Here is a 26,581-nt window from a genome sequence, read left to right as displayed (position 1 = left end):
ATTATCTAGGTAGCGAGGTGCTTCCCATGAGGAACTCATCAACTGCATGCGCACATTGTCTACCTTCACGAATTGCCCATACAACTAATGATTGACCTCTTCTCATGTCCCCAGCTGCAAACACTTTGTCTCGAGACGTAAAGTAAGCTTTTTTCCCTTCAGTATCCGCTTTAACATTGCCACGAGCATCTTTGTCAACACCAAATTTTTCAAGTATCGATTGTTGGGGGCTAACAAAACCCATTGCCAATAACACCAGGTCCGCTTTAATTCTGAACTCTGAGTTTGGTATTTCAGCCATCTTGCCATCTTTCCATTCAACTCGACTAGCGACCAATTCTTTTACAACTCCATTTTCACCAATCAATTCTTTGGTAGCGACAGACCAATCTCGATCGCAACCTTCCTCATGTGAGCTTGAGGTTCTCAACTTCAGCGGCCAGTATGGCCAGACCATCGATTTATTTTCTTTTTCAGGGGGCTGTGGCATCAATTCAAATTGCGTCACTGATTTTGCACCATGACGATTAGATGTCCCAACACAATCAGAACCGGTATCGCCGCCACCAATCACCACCACGTGTTTATCTGTCGCTAGAATTTGCTCTGATAACTTGTCTCCAGCAACAACTTTATTTTGAGAGGGTAAAAAATCCATAGCATAATGAACGCCCTCAAGCTCTCTTCCAGGTACAGGGAGATCTCTCGGCCATTCAGCGCCGCCCGATAAAATTACCGCATCATAATCCTTAATTAAATCATCAGGATTAATATTTTCACCGACGTTATGATTGGTTAAAAAATTAACCCCTTCAGCAGCCATCTGCTCCATTCGTCGATCAATATGAAATTTTTCCATTTTAAAGTCCGGAATTCCATAACGAAGAAGTCCACCAATGCGATCATTTTTTTCCATTAAATCTACATCATGGCCTGCGCGACCTAACTGCTGCGCTGCGGCTAGACCCGCTGGTCCAGAACCAACAATGGCAATTCTTTTGCCAGTTTTCTTATCTGCTACCTGAGGTTTTACCAGACCTAGCTCCCATGCTTTATCAATAATTGCATGTTCAATTGATTTAATGCCAACCGCATCGGAATTAATATTTAATGTGCAAGCAGCCTCACAAGGGGCTGGGCATATTCTTCCAGTAAACTCAGGAAAGTTATTAGTAGAATGAAGCACCTTGATTGCTTCTTCCCAATTTTGACGATACACCAGGTCATTCCAGTCTGGAATAATATTATTTACAGGGCATCCATTATTACAAAAAGGAATCCCGCAATCCATGCATCGGGCACCTTGGACTTTGGCTTCTTCATCCGTTAAGTGTAGAACAAACTCTTTATAATTCTTTACTCGCTCATGAGGAGGAATATTTTGTTCAGATAGCCTGTCAAATTCTAAAAATCCTGTTGCTTTTCCCATTAAACTGTTTCCTTATTCATTTTTTCTTGCAGCTCATTAAGCGCTCTTCGATATTCATTTGGCATAACTTTTACAAAATGATTCAACATATCATCCCAATTATCAAGAATATGTTTTGCCACTGCACTATTAGTATATTTAAAATGATCAGTGACTAAAGATTTTAAGATCACCTCATCTGGTTGATTTAAATGTTGAGCCTCAATCGATTGTGTGCTCGCAGGTAAAACTTTTTCTAAGGTCACCATTGATTTATTACAATTGGCTTCAAACGTTTTATCGACATCAAATATATAAGCTACGCCACCTGACATACCTGCTGCAAAATTTTGACCTGTAGGTCCAAGCACTGCAACTGTTCCACCAGTCATATATTCACAACCGTGATTACCAACCCCTTCAACTACAGCGCTGGCTCCAGAATTTCTAACACAGAATCTTTCTCCAGCAATCCCGCTGAAAAATGTTTTTCCTGATGTGGCTCCGTACATCACTGTATTACCAACAATGATATTTTCAGATGCTTTTGCATTGAATGTTTTTGGAGGTTTTATAATGATTTTTCCCCCACATAAACCCTTGCCAACATAGTCATTACCTTCACCCTCTAAATTAAATGTGATCCCTTTTGCTAAAAAAGCACCAAAACTTTGCCCTGCGGTTCCAGATAAATTCACCTGAATTGAGTCTTCAGGAAGCCCATCGTTTCCATATCTTTTTGCAATTTCATGAGAGAGAAGGGTCCCCGCAGTTCGATTAATATTAGTAATTGGGGTATTAATGATACAAGAGCCTTTATTTTCAATCGCACCTTTTGCTTGCTTAATTAGCTCATGATCAAGTGCCTTGTCTAGTCCATGATCTTGTGTTTCTTGATGATATGTACCAACTTCATCTGACAATTCTGGACGATAGAAAATTTTTGTAAAATCTAGACCATGAATTTTCCAGTGATCTATGCCAGTCTGCATATCTAAAAAGTCTGAACGACCAATGAGATCATTGAAATTTTTAACGCCCAATTCAGCCATAATTTCTCTTACCTCTTCTGCGATGAAGAAGAAGTAATTGACCACATGTTCTGGTTGACCTGTAAACCTTTTTCTCAACTCAGGATCCTGGGTCGCCACGCCTACAGGACATGTATTCAAATGACATTTTCTCATCATAATGCATCCTTCCACCACTAATGGTGCAGTTGCAAAACCAAATTCATCGGCACCCAATAGTGCTCCGATGACAACATCTCGGCCGGTCTTCATTTGACCATCCACTTGTAAAATGACACGGCTTCGTAACTTATTAAGCACTAGAGTTTGTTGTGTTTCTGCAAGCCCAAGCTCCCATGGAGTACCTGCGTGCTTAATGGATGAAAGTGGTGAAGCACCCGTACCCCCATCATGACCAGCGATCACAATGTGATCTGATTTTGCCTTCGCAACTCCAGCTGCAACGGTACCGACACCAGTCTCAGACACCAACTTTACTGATATATCAGCCTGTGGGTTTGCATTTTTTAAGTCATGAATTAACTGAGCCAAATCCTCAATTGAATAAATATCATGGTGAGGTGGTGGTGAAATTAAGCCAACGCCTGGAACAGAAAATCTTAGCTGAGCAATATATGGACTCACTTTGTGGCCAGGAAGCTGACCGCCTTCGCCAGGCTTCGCACCCTGTGCCATTTTAATTTGAATTTGATCTGCTGCCGCAAGATATTCTGCGGTTACTCCAAAGCGGCCGGAAGCCACTTGCTTAATTTTAGACCGTAAAGAGTCCCCTTTTTTAAGCTGAATATTTGCTTCAATTAAATCTTTACCAAACATTTCTTCCAAGCTGGAATCTTTCGTCAGCGGTATAAATCTTTTTTTATCTTCACCGCCTTCACCCGTATTAGATTTTCCACCAATACGATTCATTGCAATAGCTAAAGTGGTATGTGCTTCGGTTGAAATAGAGCCTAATGACATCGCACCCGTTGCAAATCGTTTAACAATTTCCGTGGCTGGCTCAACGTCATCAATAGAAATTGACTTATTGGAGGACTTAAATTGGAACAAGCCCCTTAATGTCATGAATCTCTCGGATTGATTATTAATCAATTCGGCATATTCTTTATATGTTTGAAAATCTTTTTTTCGAGTAGCATGCTGCAATTTTGCGATGGATTCTGGATTCCACATGTGTTGCTCACCACGGATTCTGAAGGCATACTCTCCACCCGCATCAAGCGCATTGGCTAAAACAGGATCGTTTCCAAATGCATCACTATGTAATTTTTCAGCTTCTGCAGAAACTTCGACTAAACCAATTCCTTCAATATTTGTTATTGTGCCAGTAAAGTATTTTTCAATAAATTTTGAATTTAAACCAATTGCTTCAAAAATTTGCGCCCCACAATAAGACTGAAATGTGGAGATACCCATCTTCGACATAATTTTGTATAAACCTTTACCAACCGCTTTTACAAAATTAGTTTGTGCCTGATCATAATCATCCGTAATTTCTTTCATAGTTTCAAACACAAGCCATGGACATATCGCTTCAGCTCCATAACCTCCAAGCAATGCAAAATGATGAACCTCTCTAGCAGAGCCAGTGTCGACGATCAGTCCGGTTTTTGTTCTATTGCCTGCATGCACTAAAAACTGATGTGTTGCAGATGAAGCTAAAAGTGCAGGAATGGCAATTCGATCGTTTGAAACGTTACGGTCAGATAAAATTAGGATATTGTAACCATCATGAATAGCTTGATTTGCATCCATGCAAACATTTTCTAAAGCTTGCTGCATTCTTGATTCGGCATTTTCTGCAGATGATTTTTCATAAGTGATATCAATCACTTTTGATTTGAAGTGGCCGCTGGTTAATTGTTCGATTGATTTTAGTTGCTCTAATTCCTGAAGACTCAATACAGGCTGGCTGGCTTCAAGGCGCCATGGTGGATTTGTTTCTTCAATACCCAAAAGGTTTGGTTTAGGTCCAATAAAAGTCACCAGCGACATCACGATTTCTTCTCTGATTGGATCAATTGGTGGATTCGTTACTTGTGCAAACAATTGTTTGAAATAGTTATATAAAGATTTTGCTTTATTAGATAAAATTGGAAGGGCTGCATCATTACCCATTGATCCTGATGCTTCCTGACCAGACTCAAACATAGGTTGTAAAATAAATTTGATGTCTTCTTGAGAATAGCCAAAACTTTGCTGAATATCTAAAATTGGTTGAGACATTGTTTGCGATTCATCAACCTTATCCAAATCACCAAGGAAAAATCTTGAATCATTAATCCATTTTTCGTAAGGCTTGGCAGAGGATAAAAGTTTTTTAACTTCCTGATCGTCAATAACTCTGCCAGCAACGGTATCAATTAACAACATCTTGCCAGGCTCTAATCGCCACTTTTTAATAATTTTCTCTTCTGGAAAAGTTAGAACACCCATCTCGGATGCCATCATGACAACGCCATCATCCGTCATCAAATATCTTGCTGGTCGTAATCCATTTCGATCAAGCGTAGCGCCAATCATTTGACCATCAGTAAATGCCACTGCTGCAGGTCCATCCCATGGCTCCATCAGTGCTGCATGATATTCATAAAAAGCTTTTCTTTCCTTATCCATCAAAGGATTTCCAGACCATGCCTCAGGTATTAACATCATCATGGCATGCGGCAAGCTGTAACCTCCAGCAACTAGAAGCTCTAAACAATTATCAAAACATGCTGAATCAGATTGTCCATCTTCGATTAATGGCCATAATTTTTCTAAATCCTCACCGAGTAACATCGACTTCATAGTCTCATGCCTCGCATGCATCCAATTCACATTCCCCTGAACCGTGTTGATTTCTCCATTGTGAGCGATCATTCGGAATGGATGGGCAAGATCCCATGAAGGAAAAGTGTTTGTTGAAAAACGCTGATGAACTAATGCAATGGCAGAGGTGAATTTTTCATCTTTGAGGTCTTTAAAGTAAACTCCCACTTCTGCCGCTAATAACATACCCTTGTAGACGATCGTTCTTGATGACATCGATGGAATATAAAACTTAGCGCTATCTTCAAGATTCGATTTATTAACAGCAATTTCAATTCTTTTTCGAATAACAAACAGTTTTCTTTCAAAAGCCGCTTGTTTTTCGCATTCATCACTTCGATGAATAAAAATTTGTTTGATGACTGGCTCAACATCTTTAGCAGCATCAGCGATATCAGAATTATCCACTGGGACATTTCTCCAGCCTAGCGTTGATTGTCCTTCTTCTTCTACTATTTTTTCAATAAGTTTCTCCACTTCATTTCGAAGTGTGTCATTCTGAGGGAGAAATAGCATCCCGATGCCATAGTGACCAAATTCTGGCAGTTTAAAACCTACTTTATTTGCTTCAGCTACGAAAAATTCATGAGGGATTTGGCTTAACAGACCAGCGCCATCACCGAGTTTAGGATCGTATCCAGTCGCTCCTCGATGGGTGAGGTTGTCTAAAATAGTTAGGCCTTGTTCAACAATCTCATGACTTTTTTTGCCATGGATATTTGCCACAAATCCAACACCACATGCATCATGTTCATTGGATGGATTATAAAGACCTTGCTTCTCAATATTTAATTTTTTTGCCATAACTTTTTATCTGTTGTTTTAAATGAGCCGAACCAACAATAATACTGGTTTTATCCAGTAAATTCAATGGTTATGAGGGGCTTATTAGAGTTAAGTTTAGATTTTTTGAAATGCATTTCTTGCACAATTAATCGTAAAGTTAATATCTTCATCTGAATGTTGTGCGGATACAAAACCAGCCTCAAATGCTGATGGCCCAAAGTAGATTCCTTGGCTTAGCATTTCATGGAAAAATGCATTAAATTTTTCACGATCTGATGCCATCACATCTTGAAATGAGTTGGGAGGTTGTTCGCTAAAATATAGACCAAACATTCCGCCCACATTTCGAGCACAAAATTTAATACCCAATGCTTTTGCTGCTTCGGTTAATCCATCTGTCAGTTTTTTAGTTTGTTGAGTTAAAGATTCAAAAAATCCTTTAGCCTGAATCAACTCTAATGTTTTCAAGCCTGCTGCAACAGCCACAGGATTCCCAGATAATGTTCCAGCTTGATAAACTGGACCGAGAGGTGCAAGTTTTTGCATGATCTCTTTGCGCCCGCCAAATGCACCCACGGGCAAACCTCCTCCGATCACTTTACCTAGGGTGGTCATATCAGGGGTAATACCAAAAAGCTCTTGAGCACCACCAAGCGATACTCTAAAACCAGTCATCACCTCATCAAAAATTAACACTGCTCCATGTTTTTCTGTGACACTTCGCAGGGTGTTTAAAAATTCTTCTGATGGCACAATCAAATTCATGTTTCCCACCACCGGCTCGAGAATGACGCAGGCAATTTCATCACCTTGCTGATCAAATAGCTGTTGCAATTCTTCCACATTGTTATAGCTTAATGTTAAGGTATCTTTAGCTACATCAGCTGGCACCCCAGCAGAACTTGGTTGTCCAAAGGTGAGTGCTCCTGAACCTGCTTTCACAAGCAGGGCATCTGCATGCCCATGATAACAGCCTTCAAACTTCACAATCTTATCTCGACCAGTAAAGCCACGCGCCACGCGAATAGCACTCATGGTGGCTTCAGTGCCTGAGCTTACTAATCGAACTTGCTCAATAGACGGAACTATTTTTACAATTTCTTTTGCCATTAAAAGCTCGCGGGCTGTGGGGGCTCCAAAAGAAAGACTATCTTGCGCAACATCTTGAACAGCCTTAATCACTTGGGGATGAGCATGTCCTAAAATCATTGGCCCCCAGGAATTGATATAATCAATATATTCTTTTCCTTCTTCATCCCATAATTTTGATCCCTTGGCAGATTTAAAAAATATTGGGGTGCCGCCAACCGACCCGAAAGCCCTCACAGGTGAATTCACACCGCCTGGAATATAGTGTTGAGATTCATTAAACAGGTCGATATTTTTAGCCATTTATAAACTTTCTTTTAATTTCAAGTATTTTGTTTGAGACTTTATCTGTTGAATAAAGTGCATTGATCATCGCAATCGCGTTAACACCGCTGTTGATGATTGGTACACAATTATCCAAATTAATTCCTCCAATTGCAACAACAGGCTTAATTGAAATTTCAACAACATTCTCCAGAAAATTTAATGAGGCATGCGGTGCATTAGGTTTTGTTTTTGTTGGGAAGCAGGCCCCCAAAGCTATGTAATCACAATTAGTTGCCATCATTTTGTTGACTCTTTCAAAATCGTTGTAACAGGATATGCCAACAATAATATCATTTCCTAGTCTATTCCTAACTTCTTCGATTGTGATGTCATCTTTTCCTAAATGAATTCCATCTGCATTTAAAATACCACATAATTCATAATCATCATTAATTATAAATGGGACTTGATAATGATGGCAAAGTGCTTGAAGCTCTTTAGCCTGTGTCATCCTTAATTGCTTGCTAACTTTTTTATTTCGATACTGTAATAAGTTAATTTTATTTAACAGCAATTCCTCTGTTTTAATTATTAATTGGCGAGTATCTTCCCAGTCAGGGGTAATTGCATAAATTCCATTAATGATGTTTGAGGTCATTTTCATCCTCATCAAAATTGCTTAACATCCAGAAAAATCGATTTGGTATCAACTGGCCTTGTCCATTTACAAGGCTGTGTTTAAGTGTATCAATCGTAAATTTTTGAGCCTCTTCAACCGCCGTATGTATTGACATTCCTTGGGCTAAATATGCTGCAATTGCAGATGCAAGAGTACATCCTGATCCATGAAAACTCTGAGGCAATCTTTCATATTCAAAGTTAAATACTCCCCCATCTTGACAATACAATGTGTTGGTCAGAGTTTTTTTGTCTACCTGATAATCTGCTGCTGTCAGTAATACATTTTTTGGTCCCAGGTCCATTAGAGATTTCCCAATAAATAAAATGCCTTCATCGATTTCAGAGATATTTTTGTTTGAAACTATTTGCGCGCCCTCATTCACATTAGGGGTAATGATTTCTGCCAAAGGGAAAAGGTGCCTTATCATTAATTGGAGGGAGTCTCCTAGGGCTAAATTATCGCCCCTTCCAGAGGACAATATAGGATCAATCACTACAGGAACATCTGGGTAATCTTTTATAATTTCTGAGATCACTTTAATGTTCTCTTCACTGGCCATCACTCCACACTTAATAACATCAATCTTAGTTTCATTAAGAATCAAGCGCGCTTGTTTTTCGACGACTAAGGAGTCAATTGGAATCACATCACTCACCCCAGAGGTATCCTGACAGGTAATCGCTGTAATAACTGATAATGGGTAGCAACCGAGGCTAGTTTGTGTCATCAAATCAGCTTGAATGCCAGCCCCACCAGTCGGATCAGAGGCTGCAAAGGTTAATATTTTAGGTACACTTGATGTCATTTTCTTAAAATATTTGTTTTATTTTACTGCAAATGTTAACATGCCCGGCTGTAGTTCTTACCAACAAATTATCTGGAGATTATGTATGTTAAACAAATTTTTATTAGCTTTATTATTCGGTTTATTCTTAACTGCCTGTGGCGATGATGTTGCAAATGACAGCGCTGATGCTGAATTACCACCATTAACTGAAGAAGCTGCTGAAGAAGCTGCAGCAGAAGAGGCTCCAGCTGAACAATCTGCTGAGTAATTAAATTGTTTGACAAAAAAAGCTGGATTACATATTCAGCTTTTTTTTAGAAATCTACCGGATCAACATCGATATTCCACTTCACTTTATTTAAATCTTTTTCTTTTAAAATTTTTTCTTTAACTATCCTTAAAAATTGATTTAGTATTTGTCGGCTAGTTGAGTGAAAATAAATCTGATATCGCTCAAATCCCTTTACACGATCAAGAATCGGCTGAACGGGATGAAATACATCAACCTCTTTTATGCCACTTTTGCTTGCAATTAAATATACCTGATTAATGAAAGATTCTAGATTCTTTTTATTTTTACTTTCTGCGCGCAACACAGCTTGAAAACAAAATGGTGGAAAATTGAGTTCTTTTCTTAAATTTATTTCTTCTGATGCAAATGATTCATAGTCCTGATTTTTTACAGATTGATACAAAGGATGTTCAGGAAAATTAGTTTGTATAACGACTTCACCAGGAGTTGATCCTCGACCAGCTCGTCCAGCAACTTGTACTAATTGTGAAAATAGTCTTTCTGAGGCACGAAAATCTGAACTGTATAATGCATTGTCAGAATCAAGCACAATCACTAAGCTTAAATTTGGAAAGTCATGTCCTTTAGATAGCATTTGTGTTCCAACTAATATATCAATTTTTTTATGATTCATATCATCATACAGTTTATCCAATGCTGCTTTTGTTTTAATAGTATCCCGATCAACCCTTCTCACTTGCACATTAGGAAATAATTTGTTTATCCTCTCTTCGACTTTTTGTGTTCCACTTCCCAGAGACATTAAATCAACATTGCCACAAACTTTACATGAGGTGTCTACCCCTCTTTGGTAATCACAATGATGACATCTTAAGTGCTGTTTACTTCGATGCACAACCAATTTTGAACTACACCTAGAACAACTTGCATACCATCCACATGATGAGCAAAATAAAACTGGCGCATAACCTCGTCGATTGATAAAAATTAAAATTTGTTGACGTAAATCAAGATGGTGTTTAATGGCAGATTTTAAATATTCTGATATTCCTTCATTTTCTATGTTTGTTTCATCTTTAATTATATTGATTTTTGGCAGCGTTGCATCTTTCACGGCCCTCGTTGACAACTTATAAAGCAGCAATTTATTTTCATTTACTGAGCGATGCCAAATTTCAATAGACGGGGTCGCGCTCCCTGCTATAAAGGGAATGTTTAGTAATTTTGCTCGCATCATTGCCACATCTCTAGCGTGATAACGCAATTTATCATGCTGCTTAAATGATAAATCTTGCTCTTCATCCATAATAATAGCTCTCAGGTTTTTGAAAGGTGTAAATACAGACAATCTTGTTCCGATGATTATTTGCGCCTTTCCGTTTTTTGCTTGCTCCCAGTTTTCTAATCTTTTTTTCTGAGTTAGCTGACTATGTAATGAGATTACTGAATAGCTTGAAAATCTGGAGGTGAATCGATCTTCTAATTGAGGAGTTAAATTTATCTCGGGAACTAAAATAAGAACCTGACCATTATTTTTGACATATTGTTCGATGAGATGCATATACACCTCTGTTTTTCCACTTCCAGTAATGCCATAAATCAAAAAGGCTTCAAACCCCTGTGCACCTAAAATTTTTTCGTATATTTCCGACTGTTCTTGATTAAGTTTTAATGCTTTTGTTTGTTTAATAATTTCAGTTTTGTGAAGCTCCCTTTTTATAACAAAATTTAAGTCTATTAAATCTTTTACGTATTTTTTCCAATTAATAGAAATTGACTTTAAAGCTTCGTCTGTTTGCTTTTCTTTGAAGATTATCTTTGCTATTTGTATAAGGTTTTTTTTCCGTGCATGAATTTGTTCGATCACTGACTCATTTAAAAGATCAGTTGCTTCATATATATATGATTTTTTGTTTAAAACTTTTTCTGTTTTTTTTAAGTTTGACGGAATCGCAATATGAATTGTTTGACCAATGGGATAATGATAATAACTGGATACAAATTTAAATAATTTAAAAAGCTCTTCATTAAATAAAATATCATGATTAACCCGTATTATTTTTTTTATTTGGTGGGCTTCCAGCTCTGTGGAGCAATCAACTTCAACAACAACACCAATTACCTTTCTCGAACCAAAAGGAACTAGCACAGCCTGACCTAATGAAACATTTTCTTCACACTCATAATCAAAAAAATCATCGATTGGGACATCAATGGCAACTTTAACAATTGAAGTTTCTTTTGAATTCATAACAGATTAACTATATCTGGCATAAGGAGTCAGGTAAAATAATATTTTTTTAAGATATTACCATTAGTGAAAACTCAATTAGCTAGCATTATCTCCTTAGCATTAGATCAGATCCTTGATGATTCTTCTATTATTGATATCCACATTGAGCGTCCTAAAACATTGGAACATGGTGACTATTCAACAAATATTGCACTTCAATTAACAAAGATATTAAAAAAGAATCCTCGAGAAATAGCTCAACTGATAATTGAAAAAATTGGACTAGACCCATCTATTGATCGACTAGAGATTGCCGGACCAGGATTTATTAATTTTTATTTAAGTGCTGCTGGAAAGTCCTCGATAATAAAAAATATTTTTACTCAGTCAATCAACTATGGTCATAACGAAGCTGGTAAAAATCAAAAATTACAGGTTGAATTTGTATCAGCGAATCCTACAGGGCCGCTTCATATTGGACATGGAAGGGGGGCGGCTATTGGTGACTCTTTAGCCCGTATTATGCAGGCCAACGGCTGGGATGTGACAAGAGAGTTTTATTACAATGATGCTGGTCAGCAAATCAATAATCTAGCCTTGTCTGTTCAATCAAGAATAAAAGGTATTGAACCAGATGATACAAATTTTCCAGAAGATGGATATCGAGGCGAATACATCTTAGAAATTGCAGATGCTTACTCAAACTGTAAAACTGTCGAGGTTGATGGGGAAATAGTAAAGTCTAACGGAAATCCTGATGATGTTGAAAATATCAAAAAATTCAGCGTAGCCTTTTTAAGAAAAGAACAAAATATAGACCTTGATGCATTCCAAACAACTTTTGATGTCTTTACTCTGGAGTCCACTTTTTATCAAAATAAAGATGTGGAGAAAGTTTTAGATTTATTAGAAAAAAATGGCTTCAGCTACAAAAAAGATGATGCGACATGGTTAAAGACAACTACATTTGGAGATGACAAAGACCGGGTCATGATTAAAACGGATGGATCCTACACTTACTTCGTTCCTGATGTTGCGTACCATTTAAATAAATGGGAAAGAGGATTTGTTAGGGTTATAAATGAACAAGGGGCAGATCATCATAGCACCATCACAAGAGTAAGGGCAGGGCTCCAAGGTCTAAATTTGAGCATACCAAAAAATTGGCCAGAATATGTATTACATCAAATGGTTACGGTGACAAAAAATAATCAAGAAGTAAAAATCTCGAAGAGAGCGGGAAGTTATGTCACCTTAAGGGATCTTATTGATGAAGTAGGATCTGATGCTACAAGATACTTTTTACTAGCCCGAAAACCTGACTCTCAACTTATTTTCGATATTGATTTAGCTAAATCGCAAACGAATGATAATCCTGTCTATTATATTCAATATGCTCACGCCCGAATATGCGCTGTTCTGAATCAAGTCCTAATGACAAAAGAAGATTTGCACAATTTTGATGAATCACTTTTAACATCAACTCACGAGCACCAATTAATAAAAAGACTATCTGAGTTTCCTGAAATTATTTTACTTTCCGCTAGTGAATCTTCTCCTCATTATATTGCAACATTTCTAAAAGATCTTGCCGCTGATTTCCATAGTTATTACAATGCAAATAAATTTTTAAGTGATGATAAAGCACTTCAAAATGCAAGACTGGCATTAATTGGTGCAACGAAAATAGTTATAAAAAATGGGTTACAATTACTTGGAATTTCAGCTCCTGAAAAAATGTAGAGGACATCATGGCTCAAGATTACCGAACAAAAAAAGAAATTAATCAAACACAAGCCTTATTTACTAATGGTTTATTCATTGGGGTGCTGTTAGGAATTTTATTATCAATTGGTGTTACTTTATTTATTACTAGCGGCAAGTCTCCTTTTGTTCTTAAAGATACAGAAGGGGCATGTATCGAGATTAATTCTGCCTTTGGTGACGAAGATGTCATTGCCATTGACGAAGATGCTTCTTTTGATTTCTATGAAAATTTACCAGAAAGCCAAGAAACTTATAGCAAAAATAGTCCAGCCAAAGTTAATGACGATAGAGCAATACAATATTACTTGCAGGTTGGGGCTTTTTCTGAAGAATCACAGGCAGATAATCTAAAAGCGAAACTCGCATTAATGAGTTATGAATCGGTCATCATGTCAGCCAGAATTGGTGATGACACATTTCACAGAGTGAGTGTTGGTCCCTATGAAGATATGGATGAAGCAAAAAAAATTCGTGAAAATCTGATTAAAGAAGGATTTAAGGCGAACTTAATCAAGCTCACTAAGCCAAAAGATTAAGTTTTAAATTATTTTGAAGGAATCGCAATGAAAAAAATATTATTTCTAATTTGTTTGTTTATCTTCCAATTCTCTCATGCAGTTGATCCACAATTAAATGTCAACTTTAAACCAACTAAAGAGAAAATTGCGACAGAAGCAAGCGATAAAATTGAAGTCGTCGAAATGTTTTGGTATGGTTGTGGTCATTGTTATTCATTTGAACCTGAGTTAAAAAAATGGCAAGCGTCACTTCCAAAAGATATAGTTTTTAAAAAAATTCCAGCTGTGCCAAGAAAAGACTGGATTCCAATGGCAAGAGCTTATTACGCAATGGAGTCACTAGGCGTATTGGACGATTTACATAGTAAAATTTTTGAAGCCATTCACAAAGACAAAACTCTTAGCCCAGTTGATGAAGCTGGTGCTATTAAATGGATTGCATCCAACGCTAAATTAGATACCGACAAGGTGAAGGCTGCATTCAAATCATTTTCAATGGAAGCGAAACTAAAAAAGGCAAATCAAATGTTTCGAAGTGCAGGAGCGACTGGAGTCCCTACCCTCATTATTAATGGGTCGTACATCACTTCATCTACAATGGCAGGTGGGCCTAAAAATGCTATCGATGTAACTAACGGAATTATTGATTCGATTCGATCACAACAATAAAATCGATTGATTAAAAAAATATTTATTACCGGGGCATCCTCTGGATTAGGTTGGGCGCTTGCAAAAAGTTATGATTCTGAGAATAACATCCTAGGTTTGGTTGGTCGTAACAAAGAAAACTTACTCAAATTACAAAAACAACTTAGCTGTCGCTCACAAATATTAGTTGCTGATGTTGCAAAACCTAATTCAATGCGCATAGCTGCAAGTATCTTTAAAAAAATATACGGCTCTCCAGATATTATTATAGCCAATGCCGGAGTGAGTTCTGGAACACTAGCCTCAAAAAAAGAAGATTTAGAAATCATTCATAAAATATTTCAAATTAATTTTCATGGGGTATTAAATACTTTTAGCCCATTCATGGATGATTTTCTAAAAAGAAAACAAGGCCAACTGGTGGCTATTGCATCCGTTGCAGGAGTCAGGGGGCTTCCGGGTGCTGGAGCTTATAGTGCATCAAAGTCAGCATTGATAAATTATATGGAAAGTATTCGGGTTGAATTAAAAAAATTTAATATCCATGTCACTACAATTTCACCCGGATATATTAAAACTCCGATGACAAACATCAATACATACCGAATGCCTTTTTTAATTGAAGCAGAACAAGCAGCAACAAAAATTATCAAGATAATAGAAAAGAAAAAATCTCATGCCATATTGCCATGGCAAATGTCCATGGTTGCAAAAATTATGCACTTTTTACCTAATTTCCTTTGGGATTTTTTAGCAAAAAATGGACCCAAAAAGAAGAGAAATATTTTATAAAAACATATTATATAAATTTATATAATGTTATATAATCAGTTATATGTTTGAAGCCATCGATCTAGCTCGTTTTCAATTCGCCTTTGTGGTTAGTTTCCACATTATCTTTCCTGCCTTTACTATTGGGCTGGCATCTTATCTTGCGGTTCTAGAAGGGCTGTGGTTGTGGAAAAAAGAAGATCGATATCTCAAGATATTTAATTATTGGTTGAAGATTTTTGCTATTGCTTTTGGCATGGGTGTTGTTTCCGGAATAGTAATGAGCTATCAATTTGGCACAAACTGGTCTGTATTTTCTGATAAAACTGGCCCGGTTTTAGGTCCTTTAATGGGTTATGAAATTTTATCTGCCTTCTTTTTAGAGGCAGGTTTTTTAGGAATTATGTTGTTCGGCATGAACAAGGTAGGCAAAAAACTTCATTTTTTTGCAACCCTGATGGTAGCATTTGGCACATTTTTTTCCGCATTTTGGATTTTATCCGTTAATAGCTGGATGCATACACCTGCGGGATTTAGCATCAATGATGTAGGCCAATTTGTTCCAGAAAATTGGATTGAAATTATATTTAATCCCTCCTTTCCTTATCGGCTGACTCATATGTTAATGGCAGCCTATCTAACAACTGCTTTCGTTGTAGGTGCAGTTGGTGCATGGCATCTCTTAAAAAATAATAAAAATTTATGTGCTCGTACCATGTTATCAATGGCCATGTGGATGGCTGCAATTGTTGCTCCATTGCAGCTGATTGCAGGGGACATGCATGGTCTAAATACCTTAGAATACCAGCCTGCCAAAATTGCTGCTATGGAGGGTCACTATGAGACTAAAAAAGGTGCGCCACTTATATTATTTGGCATCCCTGATGACGAGGCGATGAAGATCAATTCCATTATTGAAATACCAAAATTAGGTAGCCTGATACTAAAACATGATATTGATGCTGAAATTAAAGGTTTAAAAGATTTTCCACAAGATGAAATACCTCCAGCTGAAATAATTTTTTGGTCTTTCCGCATTATGGTTGGTATTGGTATGGCTATGATTACTTTGGGATTATGGAGCTTATTGTTGCGATGGAAAAATAAATTTTATTCAACAAGACTATTTCATTATGTCTGTTTAGTCATGGGTCCAGCAGGATTTGTTGCCGTCATTGCTGGGTGGGTCACAACTGAGGTTGGTAGACAGCCATTTACTGTCTATGGAATATTAAGAACAATTGATTCTGTATCGCCTATTGATGCTCCCGCAGTTGCAACTTCCCTCATTGTTTTTATTGTGACCTACTTCTTCGTATTTGGTGCAGGAACTTATTATATTTTTAAACAGTTTTCGATTAACCCTGACTCAGATAAAGATCGAACAAAAAAAGTTGGTTCTTTGGGTGTTTCATTAAAGTTATTTGATAAAGCATGAGTATAGAATTAATTTGGGCTATCATTTTATGTATTGCCATATTTGCATATGTGGTGTTGGATGGCTTTGATCTAGGCATTGGCATTAACTACCCCTTCATAACATCCAAGTGGGAAAGAGATATCGCGATGAACACCGTTGCTCCCATATGGGATGGAAACGAAACATGGCTTATTCTAGGCGGCGGGGGTTTATTCGCTGCCTTTCCGCTTGCCTATAGTGTTGTTCTTCCTGCACTGTATGTGCCATTAACTGCCATGCTTGTTGGTCTTATTTTACGAGGTGTGGCTTTTGAATTTAGATGGAAAGATAAAAGCAAAAGTCAGATTTGGGATAAAGCCTTTATTATCGGGTCGATTTCAGCAACATTTTTTCAAGGTGTAGCACTTGGGGCTTTTCTTCAAGGAATACCCATTGAAGGTCGATCGTTTAATGGAGACTGGTGGCATTGGTTATCACCATTCTCAATTTTTACTGGCATTGCACTTATCTGTGGATATGGTCTTCTTGGATCAACTTGGCTAATTTATAAAACTGAAAATAAAACAAAGCGTCATATGCAAGTTTTAGGTAAACGTTTTTTTATTTTAACTCTCATGATGATTCTAATTGTTAGTCTTTGGACACCTTTCTTACATCCGGAATATTTTCAAAAGTGGTTTAGTTATCCACGAATTTTTTATGTATTGCCTGTGCCATTGCTAGTTTTAATTGCTACCGTCTTTTGTTTTAGAGCATTAATTAAGAACTATGATTTACAGCCTTTTCTTTGGAGTGTTTTATTATTTTTACTTTCATTTATTGGTTTAATGATTAGTATTTATCCAAATATTGTTCCACCGGGGCTTGATATTTGGCAGGCTGCAGCTCCTCGAAAAAGTCTACAGTTCTTATTAATAGGGGTGCTAATTTTTATCCCGATTATCATTGCTTACACATCTTTTACTTATTGGGTTTTTCGTGGCAAAACTAAACCCAATGAAAGTTATCATTAATTGAAAAAAATAATCTACTTTATTTTTATTTGGATTTTATCGGTGGGTTTTATTTCTTTGGTTGGATATTTAATCAAACTGTTAATTAAATAACTATAAATCTAGATCAATATTTTTTACTGAATTTAAAAATTGAGGCTTATATTGTGTTTTAGACTTTGTTTTCCCCTTAGGATCACTTATATTGTTGGCTGGTTGGTTTGATTTCTGATCCATTTCTTTAAATGCATAGATGATTGAATATAGTGCAACTAAAAATGAAAAAATAAGTATTAGTGATAATAAAGGTAAAGATAAATCCATATCTATCATTATAAATCGTCTACAGCTTTAATTAAATCCTCAACGCACTCTTTTGCGTCACCTAAAAACATCATCGTTTTATCATCATAAAATAATTCATTATCGAGTCCTGCATACCCAACTCCCATTGTTCTTTTATTAACAATGATCGTTTTTGCTTTTTGCGCCTCCAAAATAGGCATTCCATAAATTGCTGAACCGGGCTTCTTGGCCGCGGGATTAACAACATCATTTGCGCCAATAACAAATACCAAGTCTGTATCAGAAAAATCATTATTAATTTCTTCCATCTCAAACACTTGATCATATGGAACATCTGCTTCAGCCAGAAGGACATTCATATGACCTGGCATTCTTCCGGCAACTGGATGGATTGCATATCGAACATTAATATCTTTTTCTAAAAGCTTGTTTGTTAATTCTTGCAAAGCATGTTGGGCTCTAGCTACAGCCAAACCGTAGCCAGGGATGATAATTATATTTTCTGATGAGGTCATTAAATATGCCACATCCGCAGCTGAACCTGTTTTATGTTGTTTTTTATTTTCATCAACTGTTGCCTCTGCCACGTCCGATCCAAAGCCTCCAAGTAATACAGAAATAATGGACCTGTTCATTGATTTACACATGATGTATGACAATATTGCTCCTGATGATCCTACACAGGCTCCCGCGATAATTAATACAGAATTATTTAAAGTAAATCCGATGCCTGCAGCCGCCCATCCAGAGTAACTATTTAGCATGGACACCACAACAGGCATATCAGCTCCGCCTATGGGGATAATGAGTGTAATCCCTAATATTAGGGCGCAACAATTCATTAATATAAAAGCAAGATTACTTTCATAAATAAAAAAGATCATTCCAAAAATGATCATCAGTATAAAAATTAGTAAATTTAAAAGGTGCTGTCCCTTAAAAATAATTGTTTTAGTAATAAATTTTCCTGATAATTTTCCGAAGGCAACCAGGGATGCTGTAAAAGTAATTGCTCCAATAAACGATCCTAAAAATAATTCTACCCTTTGCGTTGTTGAATATATATTTGTGAAATTATAAATAGAAGCAAAAGCAATCAGCATTGCTGCCAACCCTACAAAAGAATGCATTAAAGCAACTAATTCTGGCATCTTGGTCATATGTACTTTTTTTGCAATAACAAATCCTATTGCCCCTCCTGCAAAGACTGAAATTGCGATAAGCCATAAAATATAATTCAAATTCATGCTTAGGGTAGTCATGACGGCAATAGTCATTCCAATCATTCCATAATAATTTCCTCTTCTTGAAGATTGAGGAGAAGACAGGCCGCGCAATGCTAAAATAATTAATATTGCTGAAATCAAATACAAAGATAAATTTAGGGTCGTCATTATTTATTTTTTTCTTTCTTTTTGAACATATCGAGCATTCTCTGGGTAACCATGAATCCGCCAAAAATATTAATCGATGCAAAGAAAATTGCTATGGCGCCTAAGATACTGCTTAATGAAAAAATATTTCCATCAATTTCAACCACCTGAAGTATTGCTCCCACAACCACAATTCCGGATATAGCATTAGTAACTGACATTAAAGGGGTATGAAGTGCAGGGGTCACATTCCAAACCACATGGAATCCAACAAAAATAGCTAAAACAAATATTGTGATATTTTGTATCGTTAATATTTCATCCATATTTAATTCCTAATTTATTGAACACGCTTTTACAAGCTCATCCTCTTTATTAATTTTTATTTGATTGTCTTGAACTATTAATTCAAGAAAAGAAAACAGATTTTTTGCATATAAAATTGAGGCATCATGTGCCATCATTGATGGAAGGTTTTGATAGCCAATAATTGTTTTTCCATCAACCTTACGTACTTGATCAACCTCAGTTAGTTCACAATTGCCACCTGCTATATCAACAATTACAGACCCTGGTTTCATTGATCGCACATCATCTGCGCTAACTAATACAGGTGGTTTTTTTCCTTGAATCAAGGCCGTTGTAATAACAATGTCAGATTTTTTGATGGTCTCAGATATGATATGTCTTTGTCTATCCAGCCAAGATTTTGGCATCATCTGTGCATACCCGCCCTTGCCTTCTGCTATAGCTTTTTCTTCATCTGTTTCATAAGGTACATTAACAAATTTAGCCCCCAAAGACTCAACTTGATCTTTGACTGAAGGTCTTACATCAGATGCTTCAACAACAGCACCTAACCTTTTAGCAGTTGCTATTGCTTGTAATCCAGCAACCCCAACACCTAAAATTAAAACTCTTGCCGGTTTTACAGTTCCAGCAGCCGTCATAAGCATAGGCATAAATTTTTTATAATATTCTAAGGCTAATAAAACAGATTTATATCCAGCAATATTGGCCTGTGAGGATAAAACATCCATTGATTGAGCGCGAGTATTTCTTGGTAATTTTGAAAGATCAAAAGCATCGTTTTTAAAAGATCTGTTCTCAATAGGGTCTAAATTTCCAATCACTATTCCCTTTGTTAAGTCTTTTAATACTTCCTCAATTGGAGTTGATATTGTTAACAGAACATCAGCTTTATCTGTTATTTCTTTTCTTGTTTTTATTAGAGCGCCTGCATCAGTAAAATCGCTTTCGGTAAAATCAGCTTGAATATAACAATTTTGCTCAATAAAAACTTCTATTTTTTTTGCATTTAATTTTTTGGTTATCTCAGGGCTTATAGCTACCCTATTTTCATTTTTATCAATTTCATTTAATACACCAACAATCATTGATTCTTACCTTAAAAAATTTTGATATTATTTGATTTTATATCTTTTAATGCTAATACAAACTTTTCAATTGCCTCCATTCTCACTGTACTCTTTCTGTAAGCAATTGCTATTCTTCTAAATGGTACTGGATTTTTAAACGGAATAATTTTTACAAGCGGATTATTATAATTTACAGCTGTTGCAGTTTTTGGTAAAACAGAAATTCCTAAATTAGATGCCACCATATTGCGAATTGTTTCAAGCGAGTTTCCTTGTAATACCTCACTTTTTTTTGAGAGTTCCGGACAGGCTTCTACCACTTGCTGACTAAAACAATGTTCATTGTTAAGAAGCAATACTTTTTCGCTTGATAGATCTTTGGCTATAATTTCTTTTTTCTTAATCCAATCATGGTTTGATGGTACAACGACATTAAACTCTTCATCATATAGGGGTATATATTCCGTTCCTGGTATATCAAAAGGCAATGCTATAACAGCCGCCTCGATTGATCCATTTTTTAAAGCTATTTCTAGGTTTTTTGTTATATTTTCTTCAACATCCAAAGGCATTTCGGGTGTTTTTTTTCTCAGCACAGGAATAATTAAGGGTAATAAATATGGAGCCACTGAATATATAAGACCAATTTTCAATGGGGATTTAAGTTGTTCCTGGCCAACACTAGATATGTCTTTAAGCTTATTCGCCTCGTCAAGGACAATGATTGCCTGATTAATTATTTTTTGACCTATTGGTGTGACTTTTACTTCAGTCCGACTTCTTTCAAATATTGTTACATTAAGGTCTTCTTCAAGTTTTTTTACAGCCAAACTTAATGCAGGTTGGCTAACAAAACATTTATCAGCAGCTCTTCGAAAATTTTTTTCCTTTGCCACTGCAATGATAAATTTCAGTTCACTTAAAGTCATCAAATATCCAAGTTATTAACTCCAAGTGCATTTGACTCAATAAAGTTTCTTCTTGGCTCAACTTGATCACCCATAAGTGTAGAAAATACCTGATCTGCAGATATTGCATCTTCTATTTTAACTTGGAGTAAACGTCTTACGGAAGGATCCATTGTAGTTTCCCATAATTGAGATGGGTTCATTTCTCCCAAACCCTTGTATCGTTGAATATTTAATCCTAATTTAGCTTCAGACATTAACCAATCCACGGCTTCTTTAAATTCTCTAACTTCTGCAATTTTTTCGTTTCTTGAAATAACAGCTATTTCTTGGATTAAGTCTTTCGTCAATGTGGATGTTTTAATAATTTGTTTATAGTCGCCTGAAAGTAAGAATTCCTCATCTAAAATAGACGTAATTAAATTACCATGCCTGAATTGATTAATTTCTATCATGAATTTTTCAGAATTCGGGTTTTTCTTTACATCAAAATTGATATTTTCTATTGATGAGGAAGTTTTTAATTTTTCAACATATGATAGTGTTGCATCCTCAGAATCAAGATTAATTTCACCACACGAATAAATCGCTTTTAAAATTGAAGGTTCATACCTGTAAGACAAACGTCTAATAACAGCATCATTTAAAATCATTTCTCTAGCCAAATTACCAAGCGACTCTCCTGATAAGGTGCTATCACCAATTTTAAGCTCTGCTCCTTCTAATGCTGATTCAATTAAATACTGTTCCAACTCTTGTTCATCTTTTAAATATTGTTCTTTTTTATTTTGTCTTACTTTAAATAAAGGTGGTTGTGCTATATATATATAACCATTTTCAACCAGTTGAGGCATCTGGCGATAAAAGAAAGTCAACAATAGAGTTCTGATGTGTGCGCCATCAACATCAGCATCTGTCATAATAATAATGCGATGATATCTTAGTTTTTCGAGATTAAAATCTTTGTCGATTCCAGTTCCCAAAGCAGTAATCAATGTTGTAATTTCTTGTGATGATAATAATTTATCTAATCTGGCTTTTTCTACATTTAAAATCTTTCCCTTTAAAGGAAGAATGGCTTGATTTTTTCTATCTCTTCCTTGCTTCGCTGAACCCCCAGCCGAATCACCCTCGACTAAATATAATTCACATAAGCTAGGATCTTTTTCCTGACAATCTGCTAATTTTCCAGGCAAACCAAGCGAATCCATAGCGCCTTTTCGTCGCGTCATATCTCTCGCTTTTCGTGCAGCTTCTCTTGCACGGGCCGCATCAACAATTTTTCCACAAATTATTTTTGCGTCAGCAGGATGTTCTAATAAATAATCTGTTAGTTTTTTAGCGACTATATCTTGAACAACGGGTTGAACCTCACTGGAGACAAGTTTATCTTTGGTTTGTGAAGAAAACTTTGGTTCTGGAACTTTTACCGACAAAACACAAGCCAACCCTTCACGCATATCATCACCGGTTGTATCAACTTTTGCTTTTTTTGCTAGGTCGTTCGATTCAATGTAAGTATTAATTGTTCTAGTCATTGCACCTCTTAAACCTGTAAGGTGTGTCCCACCATCTCTTTGAGGAATGTTGTTTGTAAAACACTGCACATTCTCACCATAGGAGTCGTTCCATTGCATACTTACTTCGACCGTAATTCCATCTTTTTCACCTTCAGCAGAAAATGGGTTTTTATGAATCGTTGTCTTAGTTTTATTAAGATATTCAACAAACCCCGTTACCCCACCTGAGAATGCAAAGTTTTCTGATTTACCGGAGCGATGATCAATTAATTCAATTTTTACCCCATTATTTAGAAAAGATAGTTCTCTTATTCTTTTGGCAAGTATGTCGAAATGAAAATTAATATCAGTAAATGTACTTACTGAAGGTAAAAAATGAACCTCAGTTCCAGTTTTGTTTGTATCCCCAACTATTTTTATATTTTCTTTTCTCTCACCTCCGGCAAATTCAATTTCATGAATCTTGTTATTACGGTGTACTCTTAATTTTAACCAATCTGATAAAGCATTAACAACAGAAACACCCACCCCATGAAGGCCACCAGATACCTTATATGAATTCTGATCAAATTTTCCTCCTGCATGAAGTTCGGTCATCACTATCTCGGCAGCAGACCTTTTTTCCTCGTCATCTTCTTTTATATCAGTAGGAATTCCACGACCATTATCTTGAACAGATAATGAATTATCAGGGTGAATGATAACCTTGATATCATCACAATAACCTGCTAATGCCTCATCAATTGCGTTATCCAACACCTCAAAAACCATGTGATGCAAACCACTACCATCGGAGGTATCTCCAATATACATCCCTGGTCTTTTACGAACTGCTTCTAGGCCTTTTAAAACCTTAATACTATCTGATGAATATGTTTTGTTTTCTTCGGTCAATTTAAATCCTCATTGGCATTACAACGTATTTATAATCCTCGTTGTTTGGAATTGTTACTAAACAACTACTATTGGAGTCTTTGAAAGAAAAAGATAATTGATCAAATTGAATATTATTTAAAACATCAATTAAATAAGTCACATTAAAACCTATATCAATTGCTTCTTTTTTATAATCAATCTCAATATCTTCCTGAGCTTCCTCCTGTTCACTATTGGTTGTAATAAGTTGCATATTGTTTTCAGACAAAACAAGCCTGATGCCGCGATATTTTTCGTTAGATAAAATTGAAGCACGTTGCATTGCATTCAATAACATTTGTCTTTCAATCAAAAAACCATTCTCATATCCAGAGGGAATCACACGATTATAGTCAGGAAATTTACCATCAATTACTTTGGTGATAATACAAATATCAGCAAAATTAAAAATAACTTGTTGGTTTAATATTTGGATTTCAACATCATCATCAACCTCTTCTAATAACTTAATTAACTCCATAATTGTTTTTCTTGGAATAATTACTTCTTTTTTATCAAAACTTTCTTTAAGTTTTGATGAAGTAAAACTTAATCGATGTCCATCCGTACCAACAATGTTTAATTTTTGTCCTTGTATTTCAAATAATAGTCCGTTTAAATAATATCTAATATCTTGTTGAGCCATTGCAAAATCTACTTGCTTCAATAATCCTTTTAATTTTTTTTGAGATAAATTAATAGTCACTGCCTCTGAATCATTTTTCTTTAATATCGGATAATCTTTTGATGGAAGTGTTTGTAAATTAAATTTACTTTTTCCTGCTTTTACATTTAATCGTGATTCATTTATTTGAAAATCTAAAATACTATTTTCTGGAAGAGCTCTTGTAATATCAAATAGTTTTTTTGCAGATATAGTGATTTCAAAATCTGTTTCAATTTTTGTTTCAATATTCAAACTAGTCTGCATCTCCAGATCCGTGGCGGTAAATGATAATTTATTATCTTTACCCACCAATAATAAATTAGAAAGAATTGGTAAAGCCTGTCTTTTTTCAACAATACCTATAACACTACTTAAAGGTTTAATTAAAACTTCTCTATTTATCTGAATATTCATTTTTTAAATTATTTATATATATATTTAATAGTAATAATAATACATTAAAAAACTGTGAAGAACATTTGTCTCTCTTATATTAAGGACCATTTGAAGAATTTTATACAGTGGATTATGAATGAATAAATTGTGGTTAAATTGTGGATAGATTTTAAAATCTTTTTAAGCTTGTGGTTACTCACAACTCCTTAACATGTAATCCACATACTTATCCTCTCAAAACCTGTGTTAAAAATCCTAAATCTTGTCCTAATGATTGGTTATTAAGTCTTTGATCTTCAATTTCTTCGCACGCATGCATTACTGTTGTGTGATGACGACCACCAAAATAGTTACCAATCTCTGGATAGCTTAAATTAGTCAGCTCCCTGGTTAATGCCATTGCAATTTGCCTTGGTTTTGAAAAATTTCGAGATCTTTTTTTCCCGACCATATCTGAAATTTTTATTTTGTAATAATCTGCTACCGTTTTTTGTATATTTTCTACAGTTACTTGTCGACCTCTCACAGCTATTAAATCTTTAAGTGCTTCTTTGGCTAAATTAAGATCAATCGCTAGGTTTGTAAAGTTTGATAAAGCCACAATCCTGTTGAGTGCGCCCTCTAATTCTCTAACATTAGAGCGTATTTGTTTGGCAATAAAAAAAGCTACATCTTCTGGAAGGTTTATTTTTGAAATCGAAGCTTTTTTTAATAAAATAGCAACTCTCATTTCTAATTCTGGTGGCTCAATGGCTACTGTTAGCCCCCAACTAAATCGGGTTCTTAATCTTTCATCAACACCCTGAATTTCTTTTGGGTAGCTATCGCAAGTAATAATAATTTGTTTTTTATTTTCAATAAGGGTGTTAAATGCATAGAAAAACTCCTCCTGTGTTCTATTTTTCTTACCAATAAATTGAATATCATCAATTAAAAGTAGATCTAAGGAATGATAGTTTTTCTTAAACTGATCAAATGTTTTTCCTTCATAAGCTTTAACCACGTCAGTCACATAACGCTCGGCATGAAGGTATTTCACTTTAAAGTCTTTGTTTTCTTCTTTAACTTTATTACCAATTGATTGTAACAGGTGTGTTTTACCAAGCCCTACGCCACCATATATAAATAACGGGTTGTATGATTCACCCGGCTTTTCAGAAACTTGTTTTGCAGCAGCTGTTGCAAGCTGGTTTGCTCGTCCAGTCACAAAATTATCAAAGTTTAAATTCTTATTTAGTCCGGTGATTTTGTTGATTGCTGATTTTGACGATAATTCTACAAGTTTTGTTTTTGATTCAGTATTATTAAGTGAGTTTTCAACAGGTTTTGGATTTTTTTTTGCTTTGTTGGACACAAATTTGATTTGTTTTTTATATTTACTTTCTTTGCTAAGCTCAACTATTTCTTTAGCAAATCGATCCACAATCCATTGTTGAACAAATTGATTGGGTGCTAAAATTTCAAAATCATTTTCATTTTCACGAAATGCAAGAGGCTTAACCCAGGTTTTAAATTGCTGTGAGGAAAGTTTCTTCTTTAAATGTAATACAATTACTTCCCAAAAATCTTCAGTTTTCATAGTTTTTTAATTAATCTCGGACTAAGATCATAACGGAATTAATAAAAGTTATCCACAGGTAATCTTTAAATTTAA

Annotated in this window: 21 protein-coding genes; 7 read left to right on the top strand and 14 right to left on the bottom strand. The window is 35.7% G+C overall.

Annotated features, from left to right (window positions below):
- Position 1: 1 nt before the first annotated feature.
- From QFA95_RS00105 to thiD, 5 genes are all read right to left on the bottom strand, one after another.
- Complete coding sequence (locus QFA95_RS00105; RefSeq protein WP_486462820.1) at positions 2-1,429, bottom strand: glutamate synthase subunit beta; 1,428 nt, start codon at positions 1,427-1,429, stop codon at positions 2-4.
- The gene (locus QFA95_RS00100) at positions 1,429-6,054 is read right to left on the bottom strand and encodes a glutamate synthase-related protein (protein WP_486462819.1); all 4,626 of its coding nucleotides are present in this window, start codon (positions 6,052-6,054) and stop codon (positions 1,429-1,431) included. The genes QFA95_RS00105 and QFA95_RS00100 overlap by 1 nt, the downstream gene beginning before the upstream one ends.
- Before the next feature lie 96 nt (positions 6,055-6,150).
- Positions 6,151-7,428 carry a glutamate-1-semialdehyde 2,1-aminomutase gene (hemL, locus tag QFA95_RS00095; RefSeq protein WP_486462818.1) on the bottom strand — a complete coding sequence of 426 codons (1,278 nt, stop codon included), beginning with the start codon at positions 7,426-7,428 and terminating at the stop codon, positions 6,151-6,153.
- Entirely contained in the window at positions 7,421-8,050 is a 630-nt protein-coding gene (gene thiE / locus QFA95_RS00090; protein ID WP_486462817.1) for a thiamine phosphate synthase, read from the bottom strand. The genes hemL and thiE overlap by 8 nt, the downstream gene beginning before the upstream one ends.
- Positions 8,031-8,879 carry a bifunctional hydroxymethylpyrimidine kinase/phosphomethylpyrimidine kinase gene (gene thiD, locus QFA95_RS00085; protein ID WP_486462816.1) on the bottom strand — a complete coding sequence of 283 codons (849 nt, stop codon included), beginning with the start codon at positions 8,877-8,879 and terminating at the stop codon, positions 8,031-8,033. The genes thiE and thiD overlap by 20 nt, the downstream gene beginning before the upstream one ends.
- Before the next feature lie 85 nt (positions 8,880-8,964).
- Here thiD and QFA95_RS00080 point away from each other — a divergent pair, with 85 nt between their 5' ends.
- Positions 8,965-9,129, top strand: coding sequence for a hypothetical protein (locus QFA95_RS00080; protein ID WP_486462815.1), 165 nt, complete (start codon positions 8,965-8,967; stop codon positions 9,127-9,129).
- A gap of 46 nt (positions 9,130-9,175) precedes the next feature.
- On the opposite strand, the gene QFA95_RS00075 is transcribed toward QFA95_RS00080, so the two are convergent.
- The gene (locus QFA95_RS00075; RefSeq protein ID WP_486462814.1) at positions 9,176-11,365 is read right to left on the bottom strand and encodes a primosomal protein N'; all 2,190 of its coding nucleotides are present in this window, start codon (positions 11,363-11,365) and stop codon (positions 9,176-9,178) included.
- Positions 11,366-11,431: 66 nt separating this feature from the next.
- Here QFA95_RS00075 and argS point away from each other — a divergent pair, with 66 nt between their 5' ends.
- The 6 genes from argS to cydB are packed head-to-tail and all read left to right on the top strand — an operon-like array spanning position 11,432 to position 17,484.
- Complete coding sequence (gene argS, locus QFA95_RS00070; protein ID WP_486462813.1) at positions 11,432-13,090, top strand: arginine--tRNA ligase; 1,659 nt, start codon at positions 11,432-11,434, stop codon at positions 13,088-13,090.
- 8 nt (positions 13,091-13,098) lie between these two features.
- Entirely contained in the window at positions 13,099-13,650 is a 552-nt protein-coding gene (locus QFA95_RS00065) for an SPOR domain-containing protein (RefSeq protein WP_486462812.1), read from the top strand.
- 27 nt (positions 13,651-13,677) lie between these two features.
- Positions 13,678-14,301 carry a thiol:disulfide interchange protein DsbA/DsbL gene (locus QFA95_RS00060; RefSeq protein WP_486462811.1) on the top strand — a complete coding sequence of 208 codons (624 nt, stop codon included), beginning with the start codon at positions 13,678-13,680 and terminating at the stop codon, positions 14,299-14,301.
- Positions 14,302-14,307: 6 nt separating this feature from the next.
- Positions 14,308-15,072 (top strand): SDR family oxidoreductase, encoded by a 765-nt coding sequence (locus tag QFA95_RS00055; protein ID WP_486462810.1) that lies wholly within the window; start codon positions 14,308-14,310, stop codon positions 15,070-15,072.
- A gap of 43 nt (positions 15,073-15,115) precedes the next feature.
- Positions 15,116-16,489: a cytochrome ubiquinol oxidase subunit I gene (locus QFA95_RS00050; protein ID WP_486462809.1), complete on the top strand. Its 1,374-nt coding sequence runs from the start codon at positions 15,116-15,118 to the stop codon at positions 16,487-16,489.
- Entirely contained in the window at positions 16,486-17,484 is a 999-nt protein-coding gene (gene cydB, locus QFA95_RS00045; protein ID WP_486462808.1) for a cytochrome d ubiquinol oxidase subunit II, read from the top strand. The genes QFA95_RS00050 and cydB overlap by 4 nt, the downstream gene beginning before the upstream one ends.
- A 93-nt stretch (positions 17,485-17,577) precedes the next feature.
- On the opposite strand, the gene QFA95_RS00040 is transcribed toward cydB, so the two are convergent.
- The 8 genes from QFA95_RS00040 to dnaA form a co-directional block, all read right to left on the bottom strand.
- Positions 17,578-17,787, bottom strand: coding sequence for a hypothetical protein (locus tag QFA95_RS00040; protein ID WP_486462807.1), 210 nt, complete (start codon positions 17,785-17,787; stop codon positions 17,578-17,580).
- 8 nt (positions 17,788-17,795) lie between these two features.
- On the bottom strand, positions 17,796-19,163 hold the full coding sequence (locus QFA95_RS00035; RefSeq protein WP_486462806.1) for an NAD(P)(+) transhydrogenase (Re/Si-specific) subunit beta: 1,368 nt from the start codon (positions 19,161-19,163) through the stop codon (positions 17,796-17,798).
- Positions 19,163-19,468: a proton-translocating transhydrogenase family protein gene (locus QFA95_RS00030; RefSeq protein WP_486462805.1), complete on the bottom strand. Its 306-nt coding sequence runs from the start codon at positions 19,466-19,468 to the stop codon at positions 19,163-19,165. Before QFA95_RS00030 ends, QFA95_RS00035 begins: the two co-directional genes overlap by 1 nt.
- A gap of 9 nt (positions 19,469-19,477) precedes the next feature.
- Positions 19,478-20,539 (bottom strand): NAD(P) transhydrogenase subunit alpha, encoded by a 1,062-nt coding sequence (locus QFA95_RS00025; RefSeq protein WP_486462804.1) that lies wholly within the window; start codon positions 20,537-20,539, stop codon positions 19,478-19,480.
- Between the two features lie 11 nt (positions 20,540-20,550).
- A complete protein-coding gene (locus QFA95_RS00020; protein WP_486462803.1) occupies positions 20,551-21,450 on the bottom strand; it encodes a hydrogen peroxide-inducible genes activator in 900 nt (299 codons plus the stop codon).
- Positions 21,450-23,843 carry a DNA topoisomerase (ATP-hydrolyzing) subunit B gene (gyrB, locus tag QFA95_RS00015; RefSeq protein ID WP_486462802.1) on the bottom strand — a complete coding sequence of 798 codons (2,394 nt, stop codon included), beginning with the start codon at positions 23,841-23,843 and terminating at the stop codon, positions 21,450-21,452. The genes QFA95_RS00020 and gyrB overlap by 1 nt, the downstream gene beginning before the upstream one ends.
- Position 23,844: 1 nt before the next feature.
- Complete coding sequence (gene dnaN / locus QFA95_RS00010) at positions 23,845-24,945, bottom strand: DNA polymerase III subunit beta (RefSeq protein ID WP_486462801.1); 1,101 nt, start codon at positions 24,943-24,945, stop codon at positions 23,845-23,847.
- Between the two features lie 208 nt (positions 24,946-25,153).
- Entirely contained in the window at positions 25,154-26,506 is a 1,353-nt protein-coding gene (gene dnaA / locus QFA95_RS00005; protein WP_486462800.1) for a chromosomal replication initiator protein DnaA, read from the bottom strand.
- Positions 26,507-26,581 lie beyond the last annotated feature (75 nt).

This window comes from Candidatus Methylolitoribacter marinus, from assembly GCF_051853155.1.
GTDB lineage: Bacteria > Pseudomonadota > Gammaproteobacteria > Burkholderiales > Methylophilaceae > BACL14.
The sequence above is the reverse complement of the archived record's forward strand: the minus strand, read 5'-3'. Positions and strand labels throughout refer to the sequence as shown.

What these genes read in the sequence shown, in the direction of transcription:
- dnaN (WP_486462801.1), bottom strand. Translation starts at nt 24,945, where the DNA reads ATGAATATTCAGATAAATAGAGAAGTTTTAATTAAACCTTTAAGTAGT.
- QFA95_RS00030 (WP_486462805.1), bottom strand. Translation starts at nt 19,468, where the DNA reads ATGGATGAAATATTAACGATACAAAATATCACAATATTTGTTTTAGCT.
- QFA95_RS00105 (WP_486462820.1), bottom strand. Translation starts at nt 1,429, where the DNA reads ATGGGAAAAGCAACAGGATTTTTAGAATTTGACAGGCTATCTGAACAA.
- QFA95_RS00025 (WP_486462804.1), bottom strand. Translation starts at nt 20,539, where the DNA reads ATGATTGTTGGTGTATTAAATGAAATTGATAAAAATGAAAATAGGGTA.
- QFA95_RS00060 (WP_486462811.1), top strand. Translation starts at nt 13,678, where the DNA reads ATGAAAAAAATATTATTTCTAATTTGTTTGTTTATCTTCCAATTCTCT.
- QFA95_RS00100 (WP_486462819.1), bottom strand. Translation starts at nt 6,054, where the DNA reads ATGGCAAAAAAATTAAATATTGAGAAGCAAGGTCTTTATAATCCATCC.
- QFA95_RS00075 (WP_486462814.1), bottom strand. Translation starts at nt 11,365, where the DNA reads ATGAATTCAAAAGAAACTTCAATTGTTAAAGTTGCCATTGATGTCCCA.
- QFA95_RS00050 (WP_486462809.1), top strand. Translation starts at nt 15,116, where the DNA reads ATGTTTGAAGCCATCGATCTAGCTCGTTTTCAATTCGCCTTTGTGGTT.
- hemL (WP_486462818.1), bottom strand. Translation starts at nt 7,428, where the DNA reads ATGGCTAAAAATATCGACCTGTTTAATGAATCTCAACACTATATTCCA.
- dnaA (WP_486462800.1), bottom strand. Translation starts at nt 26,506, where the DNA reads ATGAAAACTGAAGATTTTTGGGAAGTAATTGTATTACATTTAAAGAAG.
- QFA95_RS00020 (WP_486462803.1), bottom strand. Translation starts at nt 21,450, where the DNA reads ATGACTTTAAGTGAACTGAAATTTATCATTGCAGTGGCAAAGGAAAAA.
- cydB (WP_486462808.1), top strand. Translation starts at nt 16,486, where the DNA reads ATGAGTATAGAATTAATTTGGGCTATCATTTTATGTATTGCCATATTT.
- QFA95_RS00035 (WP_486462806.1), bottom strand. Translation starts at nt 19,163, where the DNA reads ATGACGACCCTAAATTTATCTTTGTATTTGATTTCAGCAATATTAATT.
- QFA95_RS00040 (WP_486462807.1), bottom strand. Translation starts at nt 17,787, where the DNA reads ATGGATTTATCTTTACCTTTATTATCACTAATACTTATTTTTTCATTT.
- thiD (WP_486462816.1), bottom strand. Translation starts at nt 8,879, where the DNA reads ATGACATCAAGTGTACCTAAAATATTAACCTTTGCAGCCTCTGATCCG.
- thiE (WP_486462817.1), bottom strand. Translation starts at nt 8,050, where the DNA reads ATGACCTCAAACATCATTAATGGAATTTATGCAATTACCCCTGACTGG.
- QFA95_RS00080 (WP_486462815.1), top strand. Translation starts at nt 8,965, where the DNA reads ATGTTAAACAAATTTTTATTAGCTTTATTATTCGGTTTATTCTTAACT.
- QFA95_RS00065 (WP_486462812.1), top strand. Translation starts at nt 13,099, where the DNA reads ATGGCTCAAGATTACCGAACAAAAAAAGAAATTAATCAAACACAAGCC.